14 protein-coding genes are annotated in these 15,395 nt (G+C 55.3%); 7 read left to right on the top strand and 7 right to left on the bottom strand.

The window, feature by feature from the left end:
* Nucleotides 1–131 precede the first annotated feature (131 nt).
* Both DYY88_RS22835 and DYY88_RS22830 read right to left on the bottom strand, forming a co-directional pair.
* Entirely contained in the window at nucleotides 132–2,897 is a 2,766-nt protein-coding gene (locus DYY88_RS22835; protein WP_039728798.1) for a bifunctional acetate--CoA ligase family protein/GNAT family N-acetyltransferase, read from the bottom strand.
* Nucleotides 2,898–2,993: 96 nt separating this feature from the next.
* On the bottom strand, nucleotides 2,994–3,395 hold the full coding sequence (locus tag DYY88_RS22830) for a CBS domain-containing protein (RefSeq protein WP_052288622.1): 402 nt from the start codon (nucleotides 3,393–3,395) through the stop codon (nucleotides 2,994–2,996).
* 665 nt (nucleotides 3,396–4,060) lie between these two features.
* Here DYY88_RS22830 and DYY88_RS22825 point away from each other — a divergent pair.
* Entirely contained in the window at nucleotides 4,061–5,137 is a 1,077-nt protein-coding gene (locus DYY88_RS22825; RefSeq protein WP_044151391.1) for a potassium channel family protein, read from the top strand.
* A gap of 256 nt (nucleotides 5,138–5,393) precedes the next feature.
* Nucleotides 5,394–6,203 carry a serine/threonine protein kinase gene (locus DYY88_RS22820; protein ID WP_044151716.1) on the top strand — a complete coding sequence of 270 codons (810 nt, stop codon included), beginning with the start codon at nucleotides 5,394–5,396 and terminating at the stop codon, nucleotides 6,201–6,203.
* Between the two features lie 34 nt (nucleotides 6,204–6,237).
* On the opposite strand, the gene DYY88_RS22815 is transcribed toward DYY88_RS22820, so the two are convergent.
* Nucleotides 6,238–6,564: a YdhR family protein gene (locus DYY88_RS22815; RefSeq protein WP_052288621.1), complete on the bottom strand. Its 327-nt coding sequence runs from the start codon at nucleotides 6,562–6,564 to the stop codon at nucleotides 6,238–6,240.
* Between the two features lie 136 nt (nucleotides 6,565–6,700).
* A complete protein-coding gene (locus DYY88_RS22810) occupies nucleotides 6,701–7,978 on the bottom strand; it encodes a Zn-dependent hydrolase (protein WP_039728797.1) in 1,278 nt (425 codons plus the stop codon).
* Nucleotides 7,979–8,132: 154 nt separating this feature from the next.
* Between DYY88_RS22810 and DYY88_RS22805 the strand changes: the two genes are divergently transcribed.
* From DYY88_RS22805 to hydA, 3 genes are all read left to right on the top strand, one after another.
* Nucleotides 8,133–8,834, top strand: a complete 702-nt coding sequence (locus DYY88_RS22805) for a GntR family transcriptional regulator (RefSeq protein WP_039728796.1) — start codon at nucleotides 8,133–8,135, stop codon at nucleotides 8,832–8,834.
* A 296-nt stretch (nucleotides 8,835–9,130) separates the two neighbouring features.
* Entirely contained in the window at nucleotides 9,131–9,529 is a 399-nt protein-coding gene (locus DYY88_RS22800; protein WP_039728795.1) for an allophanate hydrolase-related protein, read from the top strand.
* A gap of 36 nt (nucleotides 9,530–9,565) precedes the next feature.
* Nucleotides 9,566–10,981 carry a dihydropyrimidinase gene (hydA, locus tag DYY88_RS22795; protein WP_039728794.1) on the top strand — a complete coding sequence of 472 codons (1,416 nt, stop codon included), beginning with the start codon at nucleotides 9,566–9,568 and terminating at the stop codon, nucleotides 10,979–10,981.
* Nucleotides 10,982–11,088: 107 nt separating this feature from the next.
* Here hydA and DYY88_RS22790 read toward each other — a convergent pair whose 3' ends face one another.
* Nucleotides 11,089–12,108: a glycosyltransferase gene (locus DYY88_RS22790; protein ID WP_242517663.1), complete on the bottom strand. Its 1,020-nt coding sequence runs from the start codon at nucleotides 12,106–12,108 to the stop codon at nucleotides 11,089–11,091.
* 86 nt (nucleotides 12,109–12,194) lie between these two features.
* On the bottom strand, nucleotides 12,195–13,100 hold the full coding sequence (locus DYY88_RS22785; RefSeq protein ID WP_039728791.1) for a LysR family transcriptional regulator: 906 nt from the start codon (nucleotides 13,098–13,100) through the stop codon (nucleotides 12,195–12,197).
* 266 nt (nucleotides 13,101–13,366) lie between these two features.
* On the opposite strand from DYY88_RS22785, the gene DYY88_RS22780 reads away from it, so the two are divergent.
* Entirely contained in the window at nucleotides 13,367–13,666 is a 300-nt protein-coding gene (locus DYY88_RS22780; protein WP_039728786.1) for a hypothetical protein, read from the top strand.
* A gap of 181 nt (nucleotides 13,667–13,847) precedes the next feature.
* Here the strand turns inward: DYY88_RS22780 and DYY88_RS22775 are convergent, their stop codons facing one another.
* Entirely contained in the window at nucleotides 13,848–14,228 is a 381-nt protein-coding gene (locus DYY88_RS22775) for an MGMT family protein (protein ID WP_039728784.1), read from the bottom strand.
* A gap of 311 nt (nucleotides 14,229–14,539) precedes the next feature.
* Here DYY88_RS22775 and DYY88_RS22770 point away from each other — a divergent pair, with 311 nt between their 5' ends.
* On the top strand, nucleotides 14,540–15,334 hold the full coding sequence (locus DYY88_RS22770; protein WP_052288620.1) for a pentapeptide repeat-containing protein: 795 nt from the start codon (nucleotides 14,540–14,542) through the stop codon (nucleotides 15,332–15,334).
* The last annotated feature ends 61 nt before the right edge of the window (nucleotides 15,335–15,395 follow it).

Here is a 15,395-nt window from a genome sequence, read left to right as displayed (position 1 = left end):
CGAGGAGTGAGCAGTCAAGTCGACAGGTCGGCTCATCGTGGTTGTCTCCTTGCTGTAAATCGGGACAACACATGGTGCCCCCTTTCTCCCTTGCTCCCCCGCTTATGGAGTGCTGTTAACCAGCACTGGCATTACTCGCTGCCCTCGCCGGTCAAGTAAATCTTGGCGTCAACAAAGTCCGGGGTGCGTTTCAGCTCAAAGCCGACCTTTTCGCACACCCGCTGCATGGCACGATTTTCGTGCAAGATTTCGGCGGTGATATAGTCTAGCCCTTCATCGCGACCGACCTGCACCAATTGCTCTAACAGCTTGGTGCCGATGCCTTGTTTTTGGTAAGTATCACTGATCAGCATGGCAAACTCGGCGGCCTGAGTACCGTGAGATTTGCTTAAGCGACCGACTCCGAGAATTTGGTGGTTGCCACTGTCGTCTTTGTGATCGACTACCAGGGCCATTTCGCGATCGTAGTCCACAAAGCAGATGCGGGTCAGCCGCTCATGGGCGATGCGATGGTTCAGCGTCATCAGATGGAAGTAACGGAAGTAGACGCTCTCTTCCGAGAGGGTACGGTGAAACTGGACGAGGAGCGGCTCGTCTTCGGGGCGAATGGGACGCACGGTGACGGCGGTTTCGTCTTTGAGCTGCCAGGGAGAAACGTATTGGGCGGGATAGGGACGAATGGCGGGCTTGGGAATCGTGGCCGTATCGGTGTTGGCAGGATGCAGGGCAATGCGGGCATCTAACGCCAGGAGGGGATAGCGACTGTTTGCTTCGGCGACAAGGAGGGGGTTGATGTCGATTTCTTTGATCCAGGGTTGCTCAAGGGTAAGTTGGCTAAATCGCACTAACAGCATTTCTAATTCGCCGAGATCAGCCGGTTCCCTGCCCCGCACGCCTTGCAAAGCCTCGTAAATTTTAGTTTGCTCCATCAGACGACGCGCCAGAGTGGTATTGAGGGGCGGCAGGGCGATCGCTCGATCTTTGAAGACTTCTACCAGTTGCCCCCCGGTGCCAAAGAGAATGACGGGGCCAAATTGGGCATCCAAGCTGCTGCCAATAATCACCTCGTAGCCTTGGGCGCGATCGATCATGGGCTGCACTGTGACCCCTTGAAAGTGGTCGGTGCCGACTTTTTCGGCGATCGCGGCTTGAATGTCAGCAAAGGCGCGTTTGACCGCCGTCGCATTTTGCAAGTTGAGTTTCACGCCGCCCACATCTGTTTTGTGGACAAAGGTGTGGGACACCAGCTTCAGCACGACGGGATACCCCAGCGCTTTGGCATGGGCAACGGCGGCTTCGGGCGTCTCGGCAAAGCGCGACTCTACGGTGGGAATGCCGTAAGCACTGAGAATTTGTTTGGATTCCAACTCGGTGAGGAGGGTGCGGCCCGTTGCTTTGGCCGCCTCGATGATGGTTTCGACTTGAGCGCGATCGGTATGGCCAAATTCGGACTCGGGCAACAGGGCAGGGGTTTCGTAAATGCCCCGCAGGTTGTAGCTGTACTTCCACATGAAGTTAAACAGCCGTGCGGCCGCGTCGGGGTAGCGATAGGTGGCCACACTGGCCCGATTGAGAATGGTCTCGCCATGGGTGACTTCGGCTCCCCCCATCCACGAGGCGAGCACCGGCTTTGTGGCCGCTTGCGCGTGCTTTTTCAAATGTTCGGCAGTCTCGGTGGGGTCGGTCATGGCCTGGGGCGTCAACACCACGAGCAAGCCGTCACTATTGGGATCTTGGGAAACAATTTCGAGGGTTTTGGCATAGCGACCGGGGTCGGCATCGCCCAGAATGTCGATGGGGTTGCCGTAACTCCAGTGCGGTGGCAAAAATTCGCTGAGTTTAGCGACGGTTTCATCGGCGATCGCCGCCAACGATCCTCCAGTATTGATTAACGCATCGGTGGCGAGTACGCCCGGTCCTCCTGCGTTGGTGATGATTGCCAGACGTGGCCCCTGGGGACGCTGCTGTTGCTTTGCCAAAACTTCCGCCAGGTCAAACAATTCTGAAATGTGCTCGACCCGCAGCACTCCGCAGCGTCGAAAAGCGGCATCTAAAACGGCATCCTGTCCGGCGAGAGTCCCCGTGTGGGAGGCGGCGGCTTGGGCGGCGGCGGCGGTCCGACCGGATTTGATCACGATGATGGGCTTGGTGAGCGCCACTTCGCGGGCGGCAGAGAGGAACGATCGCGCATTGCCGATCGATTCCATATAAATCACGATGCTCTTGGTGCGTGGGTCGTCGCCCAGGTAGTAAATCAGGTCGCCCCAATCCACATCCAGCATGGAGCCGATGGAGATAAAGGCGCTAAAGCCGACATGTTCCTGAAAGCTCCAGTCCAAAACGGCGGTGCATAAGGCGCCACTCTGGCTAATGAAACCGACATTGCCGGGACGCGCCATATTGCTGGCAAAGGTGGCATTCAGCCCCGTCAGCGGATTCATGATGCCCAGACAGTTTGGCCCGATTAGTCGCAGCGGACTGCGCTTTAACTGCTCGACAATTTGCTGCTCTAATTCAATGCCCTGGGGACCAATTTCTTTGAAGCCTGCCGACAGGACGATCGCCCCTTTGACCCCGGCCTCGACGCAATCTTTCACTAGGTCGGGCACCGACGCCGCTGGTGTGGCAATGATCGCGAGATCAACTTGGTCGGGCGCTTCGCGAATGCTGGGATAGGCGCGAATGCCCAGCACACTCCGACGTTTGGGATTGATCGGAAAAACTGTGCCCCCAAACGGGCTGCTAATTAAATTCCACAATAAGGTGCGGCCCACACTGCCGGGGCGATCGGTTGCGCCAATCACCGCCACTGTCTTTGGGTTAAAAATGGCGCTGAGGGGCTGATCGTCCGAACGGAGAATGTCGTAAGCCGGATCAAGCGAGGGTTTGAGCGACATCAGAAAACCTTAAACCTTGGAAAGTACGGCGATCGCAGACAGTCGAACCAGCGCCTCAGCCCTTCAGAGCACTGGTGAGCAGCTTGAAAGGAACCTCTATTGCGGCAGTAGTGTGCTGGCTACGTATCCTTTCATCACTAAATCCGTCACCGAGACAATGCCCAGCAATTGTCCTGCTTGAATGACGGGAGCTCGCTGAATGCCTGCATCAGACATGGTGACGGCCGCTTCGCGCAGGCTGACGTGCGGTTCGAGGGCAATACAGGGTTGGCGCATAATGTCTTGCACGCGCACCCGGTCTGGATCGAGGTTGCGGGCAAACACTTTGTACACAATGTCGCGCTCGGTCAAGACGCCGTAGGGCAAGTCGGGGGCAGGCCGATCAACGATGAGCGATCGCACTCCGTGGGTCTGCATTTGCACAATGGCGTCGGCAACGGTGGCCAGACGGTCAATGACTTGAACCTCGGCGGTCATAATGTCGGCGATCGTCAACATGTTGGGAATATGCCTCCTAACTGAGTAAGGAATTGGAATTAAATTAAGTGTGAACAGCCGTCTCGGCTGTTCAAGAGCAGGCAAGATGCCTGCCCGACAAAACTTGGATTTTATAAAATCCTGATTCCTTAGGGCATTNNNAACAGCCGTCTCGGCTGTTCAAGAGCAGGCAAGATGCCTGCCCGACAAAACTTGGATTTTATAAAATCCTGATTCCTAAGTTATTTAACCTACTATCATTTGCGGTCTTAATCTGTAATTTCGATCCTGTCTACAGAACGCAAATTAGGCCCAATTCTGCGGGATATTTTTAGCTTTTCAGCGAGAATTGGTTAGCAAAACTATGCTGAAAGAAATATGACCGGGGGCGATCGCTGCATTACCCCCAGGCCCCCGGTCCCTCTTGGATAACTCAATATCCTTATCCTTGAGGCCACGATCAAGGGACCGGGGGCCGCTGCTGGGTGGAACGGGTTTTTCATTCCGGGAATCTTGCCAGGCAAGTGTCCCCTTCGCCACTTAATCGTTAGTGTCAAGGCGACGCGATCGCCGAATTGATTTCCGAAATGGAAACCTAGACTTGTTTTTCTCCCGGCAAGAACTTCTAAAATCAAGAACGGGTTGGTCATTGCCCATGTTTATCTGCGTTGAGTTTGTCACACTGCATGACTGCCCCGCCGCCGCGTCCTACCTTGTCTGACACCCTCATTGAAGCGACCTATCTCCGCACCCGCCGACATCTCATCGGTGGGGCCTGCGCTCTGTTGGGCGTTGTCATCTCCGGTGTGCTTTGGTATCGCTTGGTAGAAGGCTGGACTTGGCTGGATGCCGTCTACATGTCAGTGATTACGCTGGCGACGGTGGGCTTTGCCGAAGTGCAACCTTTGGGCGCCCGGGGACGCATTTTTACCATCGTGCTGATTTTGATGGGCGTGGTGGTGATTGGTTATATTTTGAACTCGTTCTCTGAAGCGCTGATTCAAGGCCACTTTCAGGCTGGCATTCGGTTACGGCAACGCCGGAGACTCATGGACTCATTGCAGCAACACTATATTATTTGTGGCTTTGGCCGCACGGGCCGCCAGGTCGCCGCCGAGTTTTCGCTAGAGCGCATTCCCTTTATTGTGGTCGACTCCGACGAAAATTCGATTCAAGCGGCGCAAAGCCTGGGCTTCATTACCTATCAGGGAGACGCCACCCAAGATCAGGTGTTGCAGCGGGTTGGCATTGAACGGGCGCTCTGCCTGATCGCGGCCTTACCCTCCGATGCCGAAAATCTCTACACGGTGCTGTCAGCCAAAACCCTAGCGCCTAATATCCGCACGATCGCGCGCGCCAGTTCGGAAGAAGCGGTGCAAAAAATCCAGCGGGGCGGGGCGGATGTGGTGATTTCGCCGTACATCACCGGGGGTAAACGCATGGCGGCAGCTGCATTGCGACCGCAAGTGGTGGATTTTTTGGAGGGCATTTTATCGGGGGGCGATCGCACTGTTTATGTCGAAGAGTTCTTGATCTCGGTGGATGACTGCTCAAAAGTTGGGCAAACCCTCGGCCAAGCGGAACTGCGGCTCAAGTCAGGGGCCCTAATCCTGGCGATTCGGCGGGCCGACAATACCCTGATCGTTGGCCCCAATGCCAATACGGTGATTTGTGCCGGTGACATGGTCATTGGCATGGGCACATCTGACGAACTGCGGCGGCTGAACCAAGTCTTGTGTCCGCTCAAGCGGCGCGATCGCTAAGTCTTGGGGCCAACCATGCAACGGCTAGAGGGCGTGGCTTGAAAATAGCAGCCCTAAGCGTTGGGGTTGGGCATTGTCCAATCTGTATAGATTCTTTAATGAACTGAGAAGGTGATTTCAGCGCACAGCCCTAAACACTACGGTTTTCGAAATTCTGTCTTCATTACGGGGTTCCTGTGTTAGAAACGAGGAGCGCAGGTTCCAGGAGTAACAGGGCATTGGCCTCATCGTCGCGAGTCGTGTTGAGAGGATTTGGATGGGCGGACAAATATTGGGCGATCGCTATCAAGTAGAGCGTCAATTAGGCAAAAAAGCGGGGCGCTGGACGCTCAAAGCGCAAGACATCCAAACCGACAGTCCCGTTATTTTGAAAATTTTGTTTTTAGATGATGGTTTAGACGCGACTGACCTCCGACTCTTCAAACGTGAAGTGGATGCGCTCAAGTTGCTCAACCTGGAAACTACGCCGCGCTATTTGGGCTACTTTGAGATGGAAATGCCCACCCAAGACCAGGCGATGGTGCTGGTGCAGTCTTATGTTGATGGGGTCTCACTGCAAACCTATTTGGGCCAGTCGCGCATCTTTAGCGAGGTCGAAGTGCGCGAGATTGCCTGCCAAGCTCTAGAAATTTTAGACGCCCTGCATCGCCATGAACCCCCGATCATTCATCGCGATGTGCGTCCGAGCAATTTGCTGCTACAACCCGGTTTGCCTGTGGCGACCGCAAGGGTCTGTCTGGTTGATTTTGGCACCGTCAAGGCGTTGTCTGCCAACACGACTGCGATCACAATGATTGGCACCGATGGTTACTTGCCGCCTGAGCAGTCAGCCGGGCGGGTATTGGCGACATCCGATTTGTATAGTCTCGGAGCCACCTTGGCTGAAGCCCTCACGGGCAAATCACCGCTAGAAATGCGCACTAAGGGACTGCGGATTCGGTTTGAAGAATTTGTCGAAGTGACGCCAGATTTTGCTGCCTGGCTCAAACAGCTTTTAGCTCCGAGTCTAGAAAATCGCTGGCAGTCGGCCTCTGAAGCCCTCGCCGCACTCAAGCAATTGCCTTAGCTGAGCGTCGTTAACGCTCTGTCGAGTTTACGGCTTAAGAAGTCGTCGAGGATTGGACAGGGCCACGGGTGATGGCCGAGAGGGGCTCATTGACCTCAAACAGTTGGGCAGAGAAGTCGCTCATGCCAGGGAGCGATCGCATCCCAGCCACCACTGGCCCTTGTAAATAGGCTTGGGCACTAGCTTCATCCACGAACAAATAAAGGCCGCCGTAGACGGCCTCAGAGGGCTGAGCAATCCACACCTTCCACAGTAAGCCAGGCCACGCGGCAATTTGATGCGCTCGCTCCCAGGCGGCTTTTTGAGCCGCTTCCGAACCGCCGTTCGGATTCCGAAAGGTGATTTGCAAAATTTTGCTCATAGCTGACGCTCTAGCAATCCTGAAAATGTGGTTCGTGTCGGGCAAAAGGCCTGCTGACAGGACACGGCTCTCTAAATGGAACGCCAAACCCATGGCAATTATCCAAAGAGAACCGTCCCCGATCAGCCCACCCTACTTAGGCTTGCACAACTGCCCTGGCCGCTTTGGAAGAGCGGTAATGCTGATCTAGCTGGATTAGGGTGTGCAAGAGCACGTTGGCACCGTTGGCGCAGTCTGCGGGGCTGGTGTACTCCGTCTCAGAGTGACTGATGCCGCCCTCGCTGGGGACAAAGATCATGCCCATATCGGTGACCCGTGACATTTCTTGGGCGTCGTGACTGGCGCGGCTGGGCAAATGGCAATAGCTGAGGTCAAGGTCTTGGCACACTTGCGCGATCGCATGTTGAATGTGGGAATTGGCCGGGGCAGGTTCGTTGTCGAGCCGCTGCGCCATGGAAATGCTGGTGCCCGTCGCGGCGGCAATCTTGTCGATCGCTTGCCGGATTTCGGCGAGCAGTTGGTCGAGGCGATCGCTTGATAAGTCTCGCAAATCCAGACTCATTTCGACCCGACCCGGAATGCTGTTGGGCACGTTGGGATGCAGATCCATGCGGCCCACGGTAGCCACTTGGTCGCCCGGTTGGTTGCCCACCTGGCTAATCGCTAAGACCACCTGTGAAGCGGCGACCAGCGCGTCCTGACGCATGGGCATGGGCGTGGTGCCGGCATGGCTCGATTGCCCTTCCACCGTAATCCAGTAGCGGCGCTGACCGACAATGCCCGTAACGACGCCGATTTGTTTCTGTTCAGCGGCGAGCACAGGGCCTTGCTCCACATGCAGTTCCACAAAGGCGGCAATGGACTCAGGCGTGCGCCGGGCATGGTCGATAATGTCCCAGTCACCCCCGACCCGCTCCAGACAGGCTTGAATGGGTTCGCCATCGCGGCTGCGATACAGTTCCGGATCGGGCAGGAGACGACCCGCGATCGCTTTGCAGCCCACCATGGTCCGTTCTTCATCGGCGAACACAATCACTTCAATGGGATGATCCAGGCGTCGCCCCTGCTCTGATAAAGTCTTGACCACTTCAATGCCGGCCAGCACGCCATAAGTGCCGTCGTAGTGGCCCGCATTGGGCACCGTGTCGATGTGGGAACCCGTCACCAGTGGCGGCGCATCCTGAGCGCGACCAGGATAACGGCCAATCATATTACCCGCTTCGTCAATGGATACAGTCATCCCGGCTTCCACCATCCAGCGGCGCACCAGCGATCGCGCGTGACAATCTTCGGGACTAAAGGCCAATCGCTGCACCCCCCCGTTGGGCAATTTTCCCAATTGGGCCAGTTGCCGAATCATGGCGGTGAGGCGATCGCCCTTGACCGCGAGGGTGGAAGCTACTTGGTAAACCATGCACAAACCTCTTGGCAGAAACCCTGCCGTTAACTGTTCATAAAAGAACTTTATGTCTTGAAGCGTATACTGTATACAATAAACGCTCTGTAAAATGATTTACAACCTGTGGATACACTGAATTGAATCTTCCTCGCCTAAGGACGCTGACCTGGTGACCCTAACGAATCCGCTGCCGCGCCGCGCCTCTTTGCATGAGCAGACGTATCAGACTCTGCGTACCAGTATCTTGTCGGGGGAGCTGCCGCCCGGCGATCGCCTGGTGGAAACGCAACTCGCCACCCAACTCGAAGTCAGTCGTACCCCCATTCGCGAGGCGCTGCGCCAGCTCCAGCGGGAAGGATTGGTGGCAGTGGATTCTAGTGGTGGCCTGCGGGTGATTTCGGTGTCGGTGTCGGATGCGGTGCATTTATACGACTGCCGTATTGCGCTAGAAGAAGCAGCGGTGCGCGACGCCTGCCTGAATGCCAGCGATCTCACTCTGGATGAATTGCAACAATCCATCGCCCAGTCAGAACGGGCCGTGCAGCGTGAAGCCTCTACCCTCAACACCTTTGAAATGTTGAACCTGGATTACCAGTTTCACCGCAAGATTGCCGAGAGCACGGGCAATCCCTGGCTGACGGATTTGCTCGATCAAGTCTTTGACAAGATGATGTTGCTGCGGGTGCAGACGACTCGCCACAATCCCCGGGTACTGGAAATTTGCCACGAACATCGGCAAATCTGTGGGGCGATCGCGTCCCGTGACCCAGCAACGGCGATCGCTTCGATTACAGAGCACCTCAATGCCAGTAAAGTCCGGGTCGTGAGCGCGTTAGAAGCGCTACAAACCCCGCAGTCAGTCGATGTTTAAGGTTGGTTGCAATCTGTGATGGTTTTGCAGCCTTGGAACTTTCGTGAACCGCTCCCACGTTCAATAGAGCAAGCGCTCGGCGTCGCGGGGTAAATCGGGAAACATGGGGCACACTACGCTTCCTGGTAACCCCAGGACAGAGATTAGGCGAAAGTTGCTGTTGCCGCTTGGCTCGCAGTGTTCACCATGGTTGCAGACACATCCAACCTTGCCTGATCAGCGCTTGTCAACCGCCAGCGTTTAGCTTGCCCAGTGATGGCATTTCCAACGATTTCATTGTTTAAGAGGTAGACCTGATGACCACATCCGAAACCAAACTCGTGTTTATTTGCGGCTCGGCGCTGCGGGGCCAGCCCGATCATGGCAACTTGCAAGGGGCGGCGTTTGTCAGCGAGGCGCAGACTGCCCCCAAATATCGCCTGCACGCGGTCAAAGATGGCTGGCATCCCGGCATTTATGAAACAGATTCTGACGGAATATCGATTCCAGGTGAACTTTATCAACTGTCTGTGGAGCAATATAACCATCTTGTGTCGACCGAGCCCCCCAATATGTATCCTGCGGAGGTGACCTTGCAGGACGGGGGAACGGCGATCGCCATGCTTTATCCCAAAGCGCTGATCGATGAGCATGGTTGGCCCGATATTTCCGATATCGGGGGCTGGGCGGCTTACAAAGCGCAACAGTCAGTCTAATTTCCTCAAACTGCGCAATCAGTTTGGAGCATCCCCATGGGCAAAGCGCTAATCAAAGGCGGGCGCATCGTCACCGCTGTGGACGATTACGTGGCCGATATTTTGGTCGATCAGGGCCGCATTGAGGCGATCGCCCGCGAAATTCCCGCTGAGGATGTGCCGACCTATGACGCCACCGGGTTAATGGTGTTTCCCGGTGGCATTGATGTCCACGTCCATATGGAAACCCCGATGGGCAACGACATCTACACCTGCGACACCTTTGAAACCGGGACTAAATCAGCGGCTTTTGGCGGCACGACGACCATTGTCGACTTTGCCCAGCAGTTCCAAGGCGAGAGCCCCAAAGCCGCGCTCGATCGCCGCCTCGCCGCTGCCGAACCCCAATGCAGCATTGACTATGGCTTCCACGTCATTCTCACCGACGTGAACTCTGAGTCGCTGGCGGAGCTGCCCGATCTCATTACCCAGGATGGCGTTTCCAGCTTCAAGCTCTACATGGCCTACCCCGGCGTGCTGATGGTAGATGACGCCGACATCTACCGCACCATGCGGAAGGTCGGCACCCACGGCGGCATGGTCAACCTCCACGCCGAAAATGGCGTCGTCATTCAAGCGCTGATCGAAGAAGCGCTAGAGCAGGGCAACACCTCGCCGAAATATCACATGCTCACCCGCCCCCAGCTGATGGAAGGGGAAGCCACCCATCGCGTAATTCGCATTGCGGAACTGGCGGAAGTGCCCGTCTACATCGTTCACCTCTCGGCGGAGGAAGCCCTGGAAGCGGTGGTCGAAGCCCGCGATCGCGGCATCCATGCTTTCGCTGAAACCTGCCCTCACTACCTGTTTTTGACTAACGAAGAATACGATCGCCCCGGTTTTGACGCAGCGAAGTTTGTGATGACGCCCCCCCTGCGGGATCACAAGTGCCAACATGCCCTGTGGCGCGGCCTCAAGTTTGATGACCTGCAACTGGTCGCGACGGATCACTGCCCCTTCTGCTTCAACGAAAATCGGTTCGGCCTCCTCAAGTCCAAGCAGTTAGGCAAAGACGATTTTTCCAAAATTCCCAACGGGGCACCCGGGGTCGAGTTTCGCCTGCCGCTGCTGTACGATGGCGGCGTTCACGGGGGGCGCATTACCCTCAATCGCTTTGTGCAACTGACCTCCACCGCCCCTGCCAAAATGTTCGGCATGTTTCCGCAAAAGGGGACGATCGCCGTCGGCAGCGATGCCGACCTCGTGCTCTTTGATCCCAACGAGCGCCACACCCTCAGCGCCGACACCCACCATTCCAATGTGGACTATTCCCTGTTTGAAGGGCGCGAAGTGCAGGGCAAGGTGAAGCAGGTCTTTTTACGCGGCGAGCTGATTGTCGATGGCGACGAGTGGCATGGTCGCGCTGGCATGGGCCAATATTTGAAGCGATCGGCTTCCGGGCGCATTTTGTAATCAGCCATTTTCAGGGGACGGGTTCCTGCATTCTCAGGGGACGGGTCCCTCGGTCTTGATACAACGAGATCGCAATCACCAGCAGGGACCCGTCCCCTTGAACCCACTCATTTTTGAGCGATCGGCAGTTTCTGGCTGACCTTTTGCCAAAAGCGCTGGAACCGTAGCTTTCTGATGCGCTGGGGCGAAAGCTGCGGCACGTCGGCGGGGTGCTGCGCTACGTGGTCAAAAAATTGATTCACTGCCGTCAAGATTTCCCGCAGGCGTAGAACGATCTTGTCTTCGCGATAAGGGTCAAAAAAGTCATCGGGCAAGGGCTTTGCCGTAGGGGCCTGAATTGCCGTCAAAATCCGCGCCACGTCATAGGCTGTGGAGTAAGTCCCGATCGCCTCACAGTTGAACCCCGGATCGAGATAATCTGCCAGCGCTCCATTCACGCTAGAAAAGACCTGGCACCCACAGGCCATCGCCTCCATCGGCGGCAGTCCAAAGCCCTCGGTCACCTGATACTGCGCCCAATATTCCGCCGTGTCGTATAGGTAAACTTTGCTGCGGTTAAACAGGCCCGCCAAATCATCGACAAACTGGTCGAGCAAAACCACGTTGCAATGCGGCTGTAAGGCCGGGACGAGCTGTTTCAATAAATATTCCGACGACTTGCGCACCTGCACCAACACGTCGATGTCTCTGGGTTGGTCGCGATCGCTAAACTCCGGCGAAATCTGATTCGGCAACCAAAAAATGGGCGAACTAGGGCAGAGTTGTCCCCAATAGCCCATGGTGTTGCGGCTCACCGTGAGAATCGGCACCCGACTCGGCAAGCGAAATCCATAGCCCGCACTGTGGGCGTGATAGACCACCGCCCGCCCCTGCAACCGCTTGACCAGTTTGGGCACATGAAAGCCCCAACTCACCACAAAAATGATGTTGCGCGTATCTTGCTGCAGCACATCATCGAGAAATAGCGTGTTCGGCTCCCGCTGCTGATACGTGACCACTGCCACGTCACAGACCTGGCGCGCCAATTCCATCGTTTTCAGTTCGGCAAAGAGGCCGCCACAGGCAAACTTACCATCGGTGCCCGGCAACAAAAAGTAGAGCGATCGCACTGGTCGTTCCCTCGTCACGCTATCCCCGGATTTTACGGTAATTCAGTGTGCAGAGCATGAGCGTGTCCCCTCACACTAGCCACCCTCATACCCTCACAGGCTTCCTATCCCACCTGTGCCGAGGCAAATGCCCCAATCCCTTGCAGCGCATCCAAGAAGGCGTAGACCGCCGGACTGTGCAGGGCATCTTTTAGCAGCGTGGCCCCAATGGGGCGAGAGAGCGGAAACGGCAGGCGGCAAACACCGACTCCCTCGGGAATCGGCTTAGCGGCGAGTTCAGTCATCAGGGCAATGCCAAGCCCCTGCTGCACCATACTCGCCATCGAAGAGTCGTGACGGATGCGGTAGGTCACTTGCAAGTCTTTGTCGAACTCGCGGAGGCGATCGCGAATCCGCACCGAGCAGCTATCGTGGCTCGAAGAAATCAACGGATATTTATAGAGATCTTCCATTGCCAGTTGGGCATCTCGCAGACCATATTGAGGCGGCATCAGCGCGATGTAATGGTCATCCAGAATGTGAATGGTTTCAAATTCAGCACCACAGAGCATTTCGGCCACACAGACATCGGCCTGGCCCTGGCTCAGCGCTTGCTTGAGCTGGTACAGCTCATCCACTTCCAGAATCGAGATTTGGATCGCGGGATAAATATGGTGCAGCCGGGCGATCGCTTCAGGCAACAGATGGGTCGCAATGCTGCGAAATGTCGCAATGCGAACCGTCCCGCCGTCGACTCCTCGCTCTTGCACCGCCGCATTCGTAATATTTTCTAGCAAGGTTTGAATCTGGCGGGCATCTTGTACCATCCGTTCGCCCACTGGGGTTAGTTGCGCCCCATGTCGCCCTCGGTGAAACACCACCACACCGAGCTCATTTTCGAGGGAGGCGATCGCGTGGCTGACGGTCGATTGGGTCACGTCTAGTTGTAGGGCTGCCTCACTGAAGTTGCCATACTCCGCCACCGCCAACAAGGCTCTGATTTGCGATAGCTTCAACTTCCAAGGATTCATGGGCAGAACCAAGCAACATCCACAGCCCAACCCTATCTCAATCGTTAATGTCTCTAGTATCAATTTTTTGCATACATGCCATCTACATTGTGCGTGGGTCTTTTCTGTCGCTTTCGCTACATTTAAATCAAAGCAAATGATTCATCGCTATTCATTACCGACGCTCTCCTGGTATCCGGTCTAATCGGCCCTTATCCATGGGCTTGCGCCGCACATCATCTGCTTCACACACTCCATCACATTCCAGTATTTCAGAGGCCACCGTTATGCATAGCTATACTGACAACTCCAACTTATTTGACGCCCGCAGCCATGGGCTTGGCGCACTTATTGGTCGCCCCCGCTACACGACGGCTTACCATCCCAGTCAGCTGGGAAGATTGCTCAGCCGTGCCAGTCAAAGCGTGATTCATTGGTTAACCACTGGTTCCATGCCCCGCGTTTCCAAAGAAATGCAAGGCGACACGGAAGTCTGGAAGGTTCATGATCCCGTTTCACACTGCACCCGCTACTTTGATCATGAAGATGCGCTGCGGGTGTGGATGGAAGCCCGTTACTATCAGTAATGGCTTAATGGCAACAGCACGGAATTAAAGGCTGATGTGGGGCGTCAAACCAAGTCAACGAGGCCCCGCAGACAGATAATTCATTTCTTATGACAGGGGAACGGCGATACCGCTGTTCCCCTGTTACTGTGTTTAGGCCGCTTTTTACTGCCAGAGCCTCCGTGGAGGATCAACGCAAGGATTAATCTGGGTGGCTGGCCATCCCTAATGATTGTTGAATGCGGGCGATCGCCGTTTCGAGGGCTGCCGTATCAGCAATCCAGCGATAGCGTTGCAAATCAAGTTTCCCCGCCGCATCAAACTCGATGCCTTCATCTTCTAAAAGCGACTGTTGTAAATAATCAGTGCCATTGCGGTGGGGCGATCGCGATACTTCCCCCTTGGCATTGATCACCCGATGCCAGGGAATCTCGTCCGCCTCCGTCACTCGATACAGGGCATAACCCACTACCCGAGGCTTGCCAATCAAGCCTGCTAGTTCTGCCACCTGACCATAGGTCGCTACCTGACCCACGGGGATTTGGCGCACCACCGCATAAATTAAGTCGTAGGTGTTAGCCACGCTGCACCTCCATCACTGGCAATTTCACAAAGCAGCCGTATTTCTCGCAGAGAGTTTACACGTTTCTTAATGGTTGATTAAGTTCTGGCTAATGCGATCGCTGATTCATCCATGCCTCATTGCCATCCCCTATATTGGGACTAATGCATCTTCACCTCAGCTAATTGCGATCGCCGCAACTCGATTCGTGTCGATGATTCCCATCATCGGCATAGCTTCGTTCAAACGTCATCAAGCCCTCGAATAAGGGGAGCGATCGTCGACTTCTGCCATCATGCCAATTCCGCTCAAGTCACCCTCAGTGAAGACCCATGACGAACAATACTCTCCACAATTTATTGAATGCTTTTGCACAGGGGCAAACCGCCTTTGACAACGTGTTGATCAAAAATGCCAACTTACAGGCCCAGCTACTCCCCTTTGTTAGCCTGCGAAAAGCCTGTATGCCAGGAGCTAACTTTCGTCATGCCGTTTTGCCAGGGGCTAACTTTGAGGGGGCTATTTTTCGCGGCAGCAATTTTGAACACGCCAATCTATTGGCCGCCAACCTGGCTTGGGCTAATTTGGCGCAATCCGACCTCGGGCATACTCTTCTAGCCTCTGCCAACCTGGTCGGAATTAACCTTGCTAATGCCAACTTAGTGGGCGCATCCATGCCAGGGGCTGACCTCACCTCAGCTAATTTGCGTAATGCTAATCTCACCGGGGTCAACCTCAAAGGGGCAAACTTAAGCAAAGCTAACTTGTTTGGCGCACGGATTGATGCCAAAGCATTATCCGAGGCCATTTTAGAATTTACAGTGATGCCCAATGGTGAATGCGTTACCCACCCTCGAGAACAGCATCCGACCATGCCCAATCTGGCTAATGTCATGACGTATACACGCCTCGCTGTAGCGTTGGAACCCCATCGCGGTATTCAGCCTGCGAGTTCAGCCCCAGCATCATCCCAGGCAAACACGCAGGCTACCGCCGCCAACCCAAGACAGGAATCAGTATCCTCCGCATCCTCTGAAGCCCAGCAAGCCAGCAAGCATATCTGGTTTCAGTTCACCGAAAATCGTGCTGACTTAGACCTCACTGTGACCACGGCTCAAAAGCTCTGAAGGTAATCAAGACTGTTTGGCTGTTTCAAAATCCCCCTGCGACCTTGAAACAGTGGACCAG

The organism is Leptolyngbya iicbica LK (genome assembly GCF_004212215.1).
GTDB classification, from domain to species: domain Bacteria; phylum Cyanobacteriota; class Cyanobacteriia; order Phormidesmidales; family Phormidesmidaceae; genus Halomicronema; species Halomicronema iicbica.
Note: the sequence above shows the minus strand (reverse complement) of the source record. Positions and strands in the feature narration are given on the sequence as shown.

Coding starts and splice junctions, on each gene's coding strand:
- DYY88_RS22835 (WP_039728798.1), bottom strand. CDS start 2,897: ATGTCGCTCAAACCCTCGCTTGATCCGGCTTACGACATTCTCCGTTCG.
- DYY88_RS22830 (WP_052288622.1), bottom strand. CDS start 3,395: ATGTTGACGATCGCCGACATTATGACCGCCGAGGTTCAAGTCATTGAC.
- DYY88_RS22825 (WP_044151391.1), top strand. CDS start 4,061: ATGACTGCCCCGCCGCCGCGTCCTACCTTGTCTGACACCCTCATTGAA.
- DYY88_RS22820 (WP_044151716.1), top strand. CDS start 5,394: ATGGGCGGACAAATATTGGGCGATCGCTATCAAGTAGAGCGTCAATTA.
- DYY88_RS22815 (WP_052288621.1), bottom strand. CDS start 6,564: ATGAGCAAAATTTTGCAAATCACCTTTCGGAATCCGAACGGCGGTTCG.
- DYY88_RS22810 (WP_039728797.1), bottom strand. CDS start 7,978: ATGGTTTACCAAGTAGCTTCCACCCTCGCGGTCAAGGGCGATCGCCTC.
- DYY88_RS22800 (WP_039728795.1), top strand. CDS start 9,131: ATGACCACATCCGAAACCAAACTCGTGTTTATTTGCGGCTCGGCGCTG.
- hydA (WP_039728794.1), top strand. CDS start 9,566: ATGGGCAAAGCGCTAATCAAAGGCGGGCGCATCGTCACCGCTGTGGAC.
- DYY88_RS22785 (WP_039728791.1), bottom strand. CDS start 13,100: ATGAATCCTTGGAAGTTGAAGCTATCGCAAATCAGAGCCTTGTTGGCG.
- DYY88_RS22780 (WP_039728786.1), top strand. CDS start 13,367: ATGCATAGCTATACTGACAACTCCAACTTATTTGACGCCCGCAGCCAT.
- DYY88_RS22770 (WP_052288620.1), top strand. CDS start 14,540: ATGACGAACAATACTCTCCACAATTTATTGAATGCTTTTGCACAGGGG.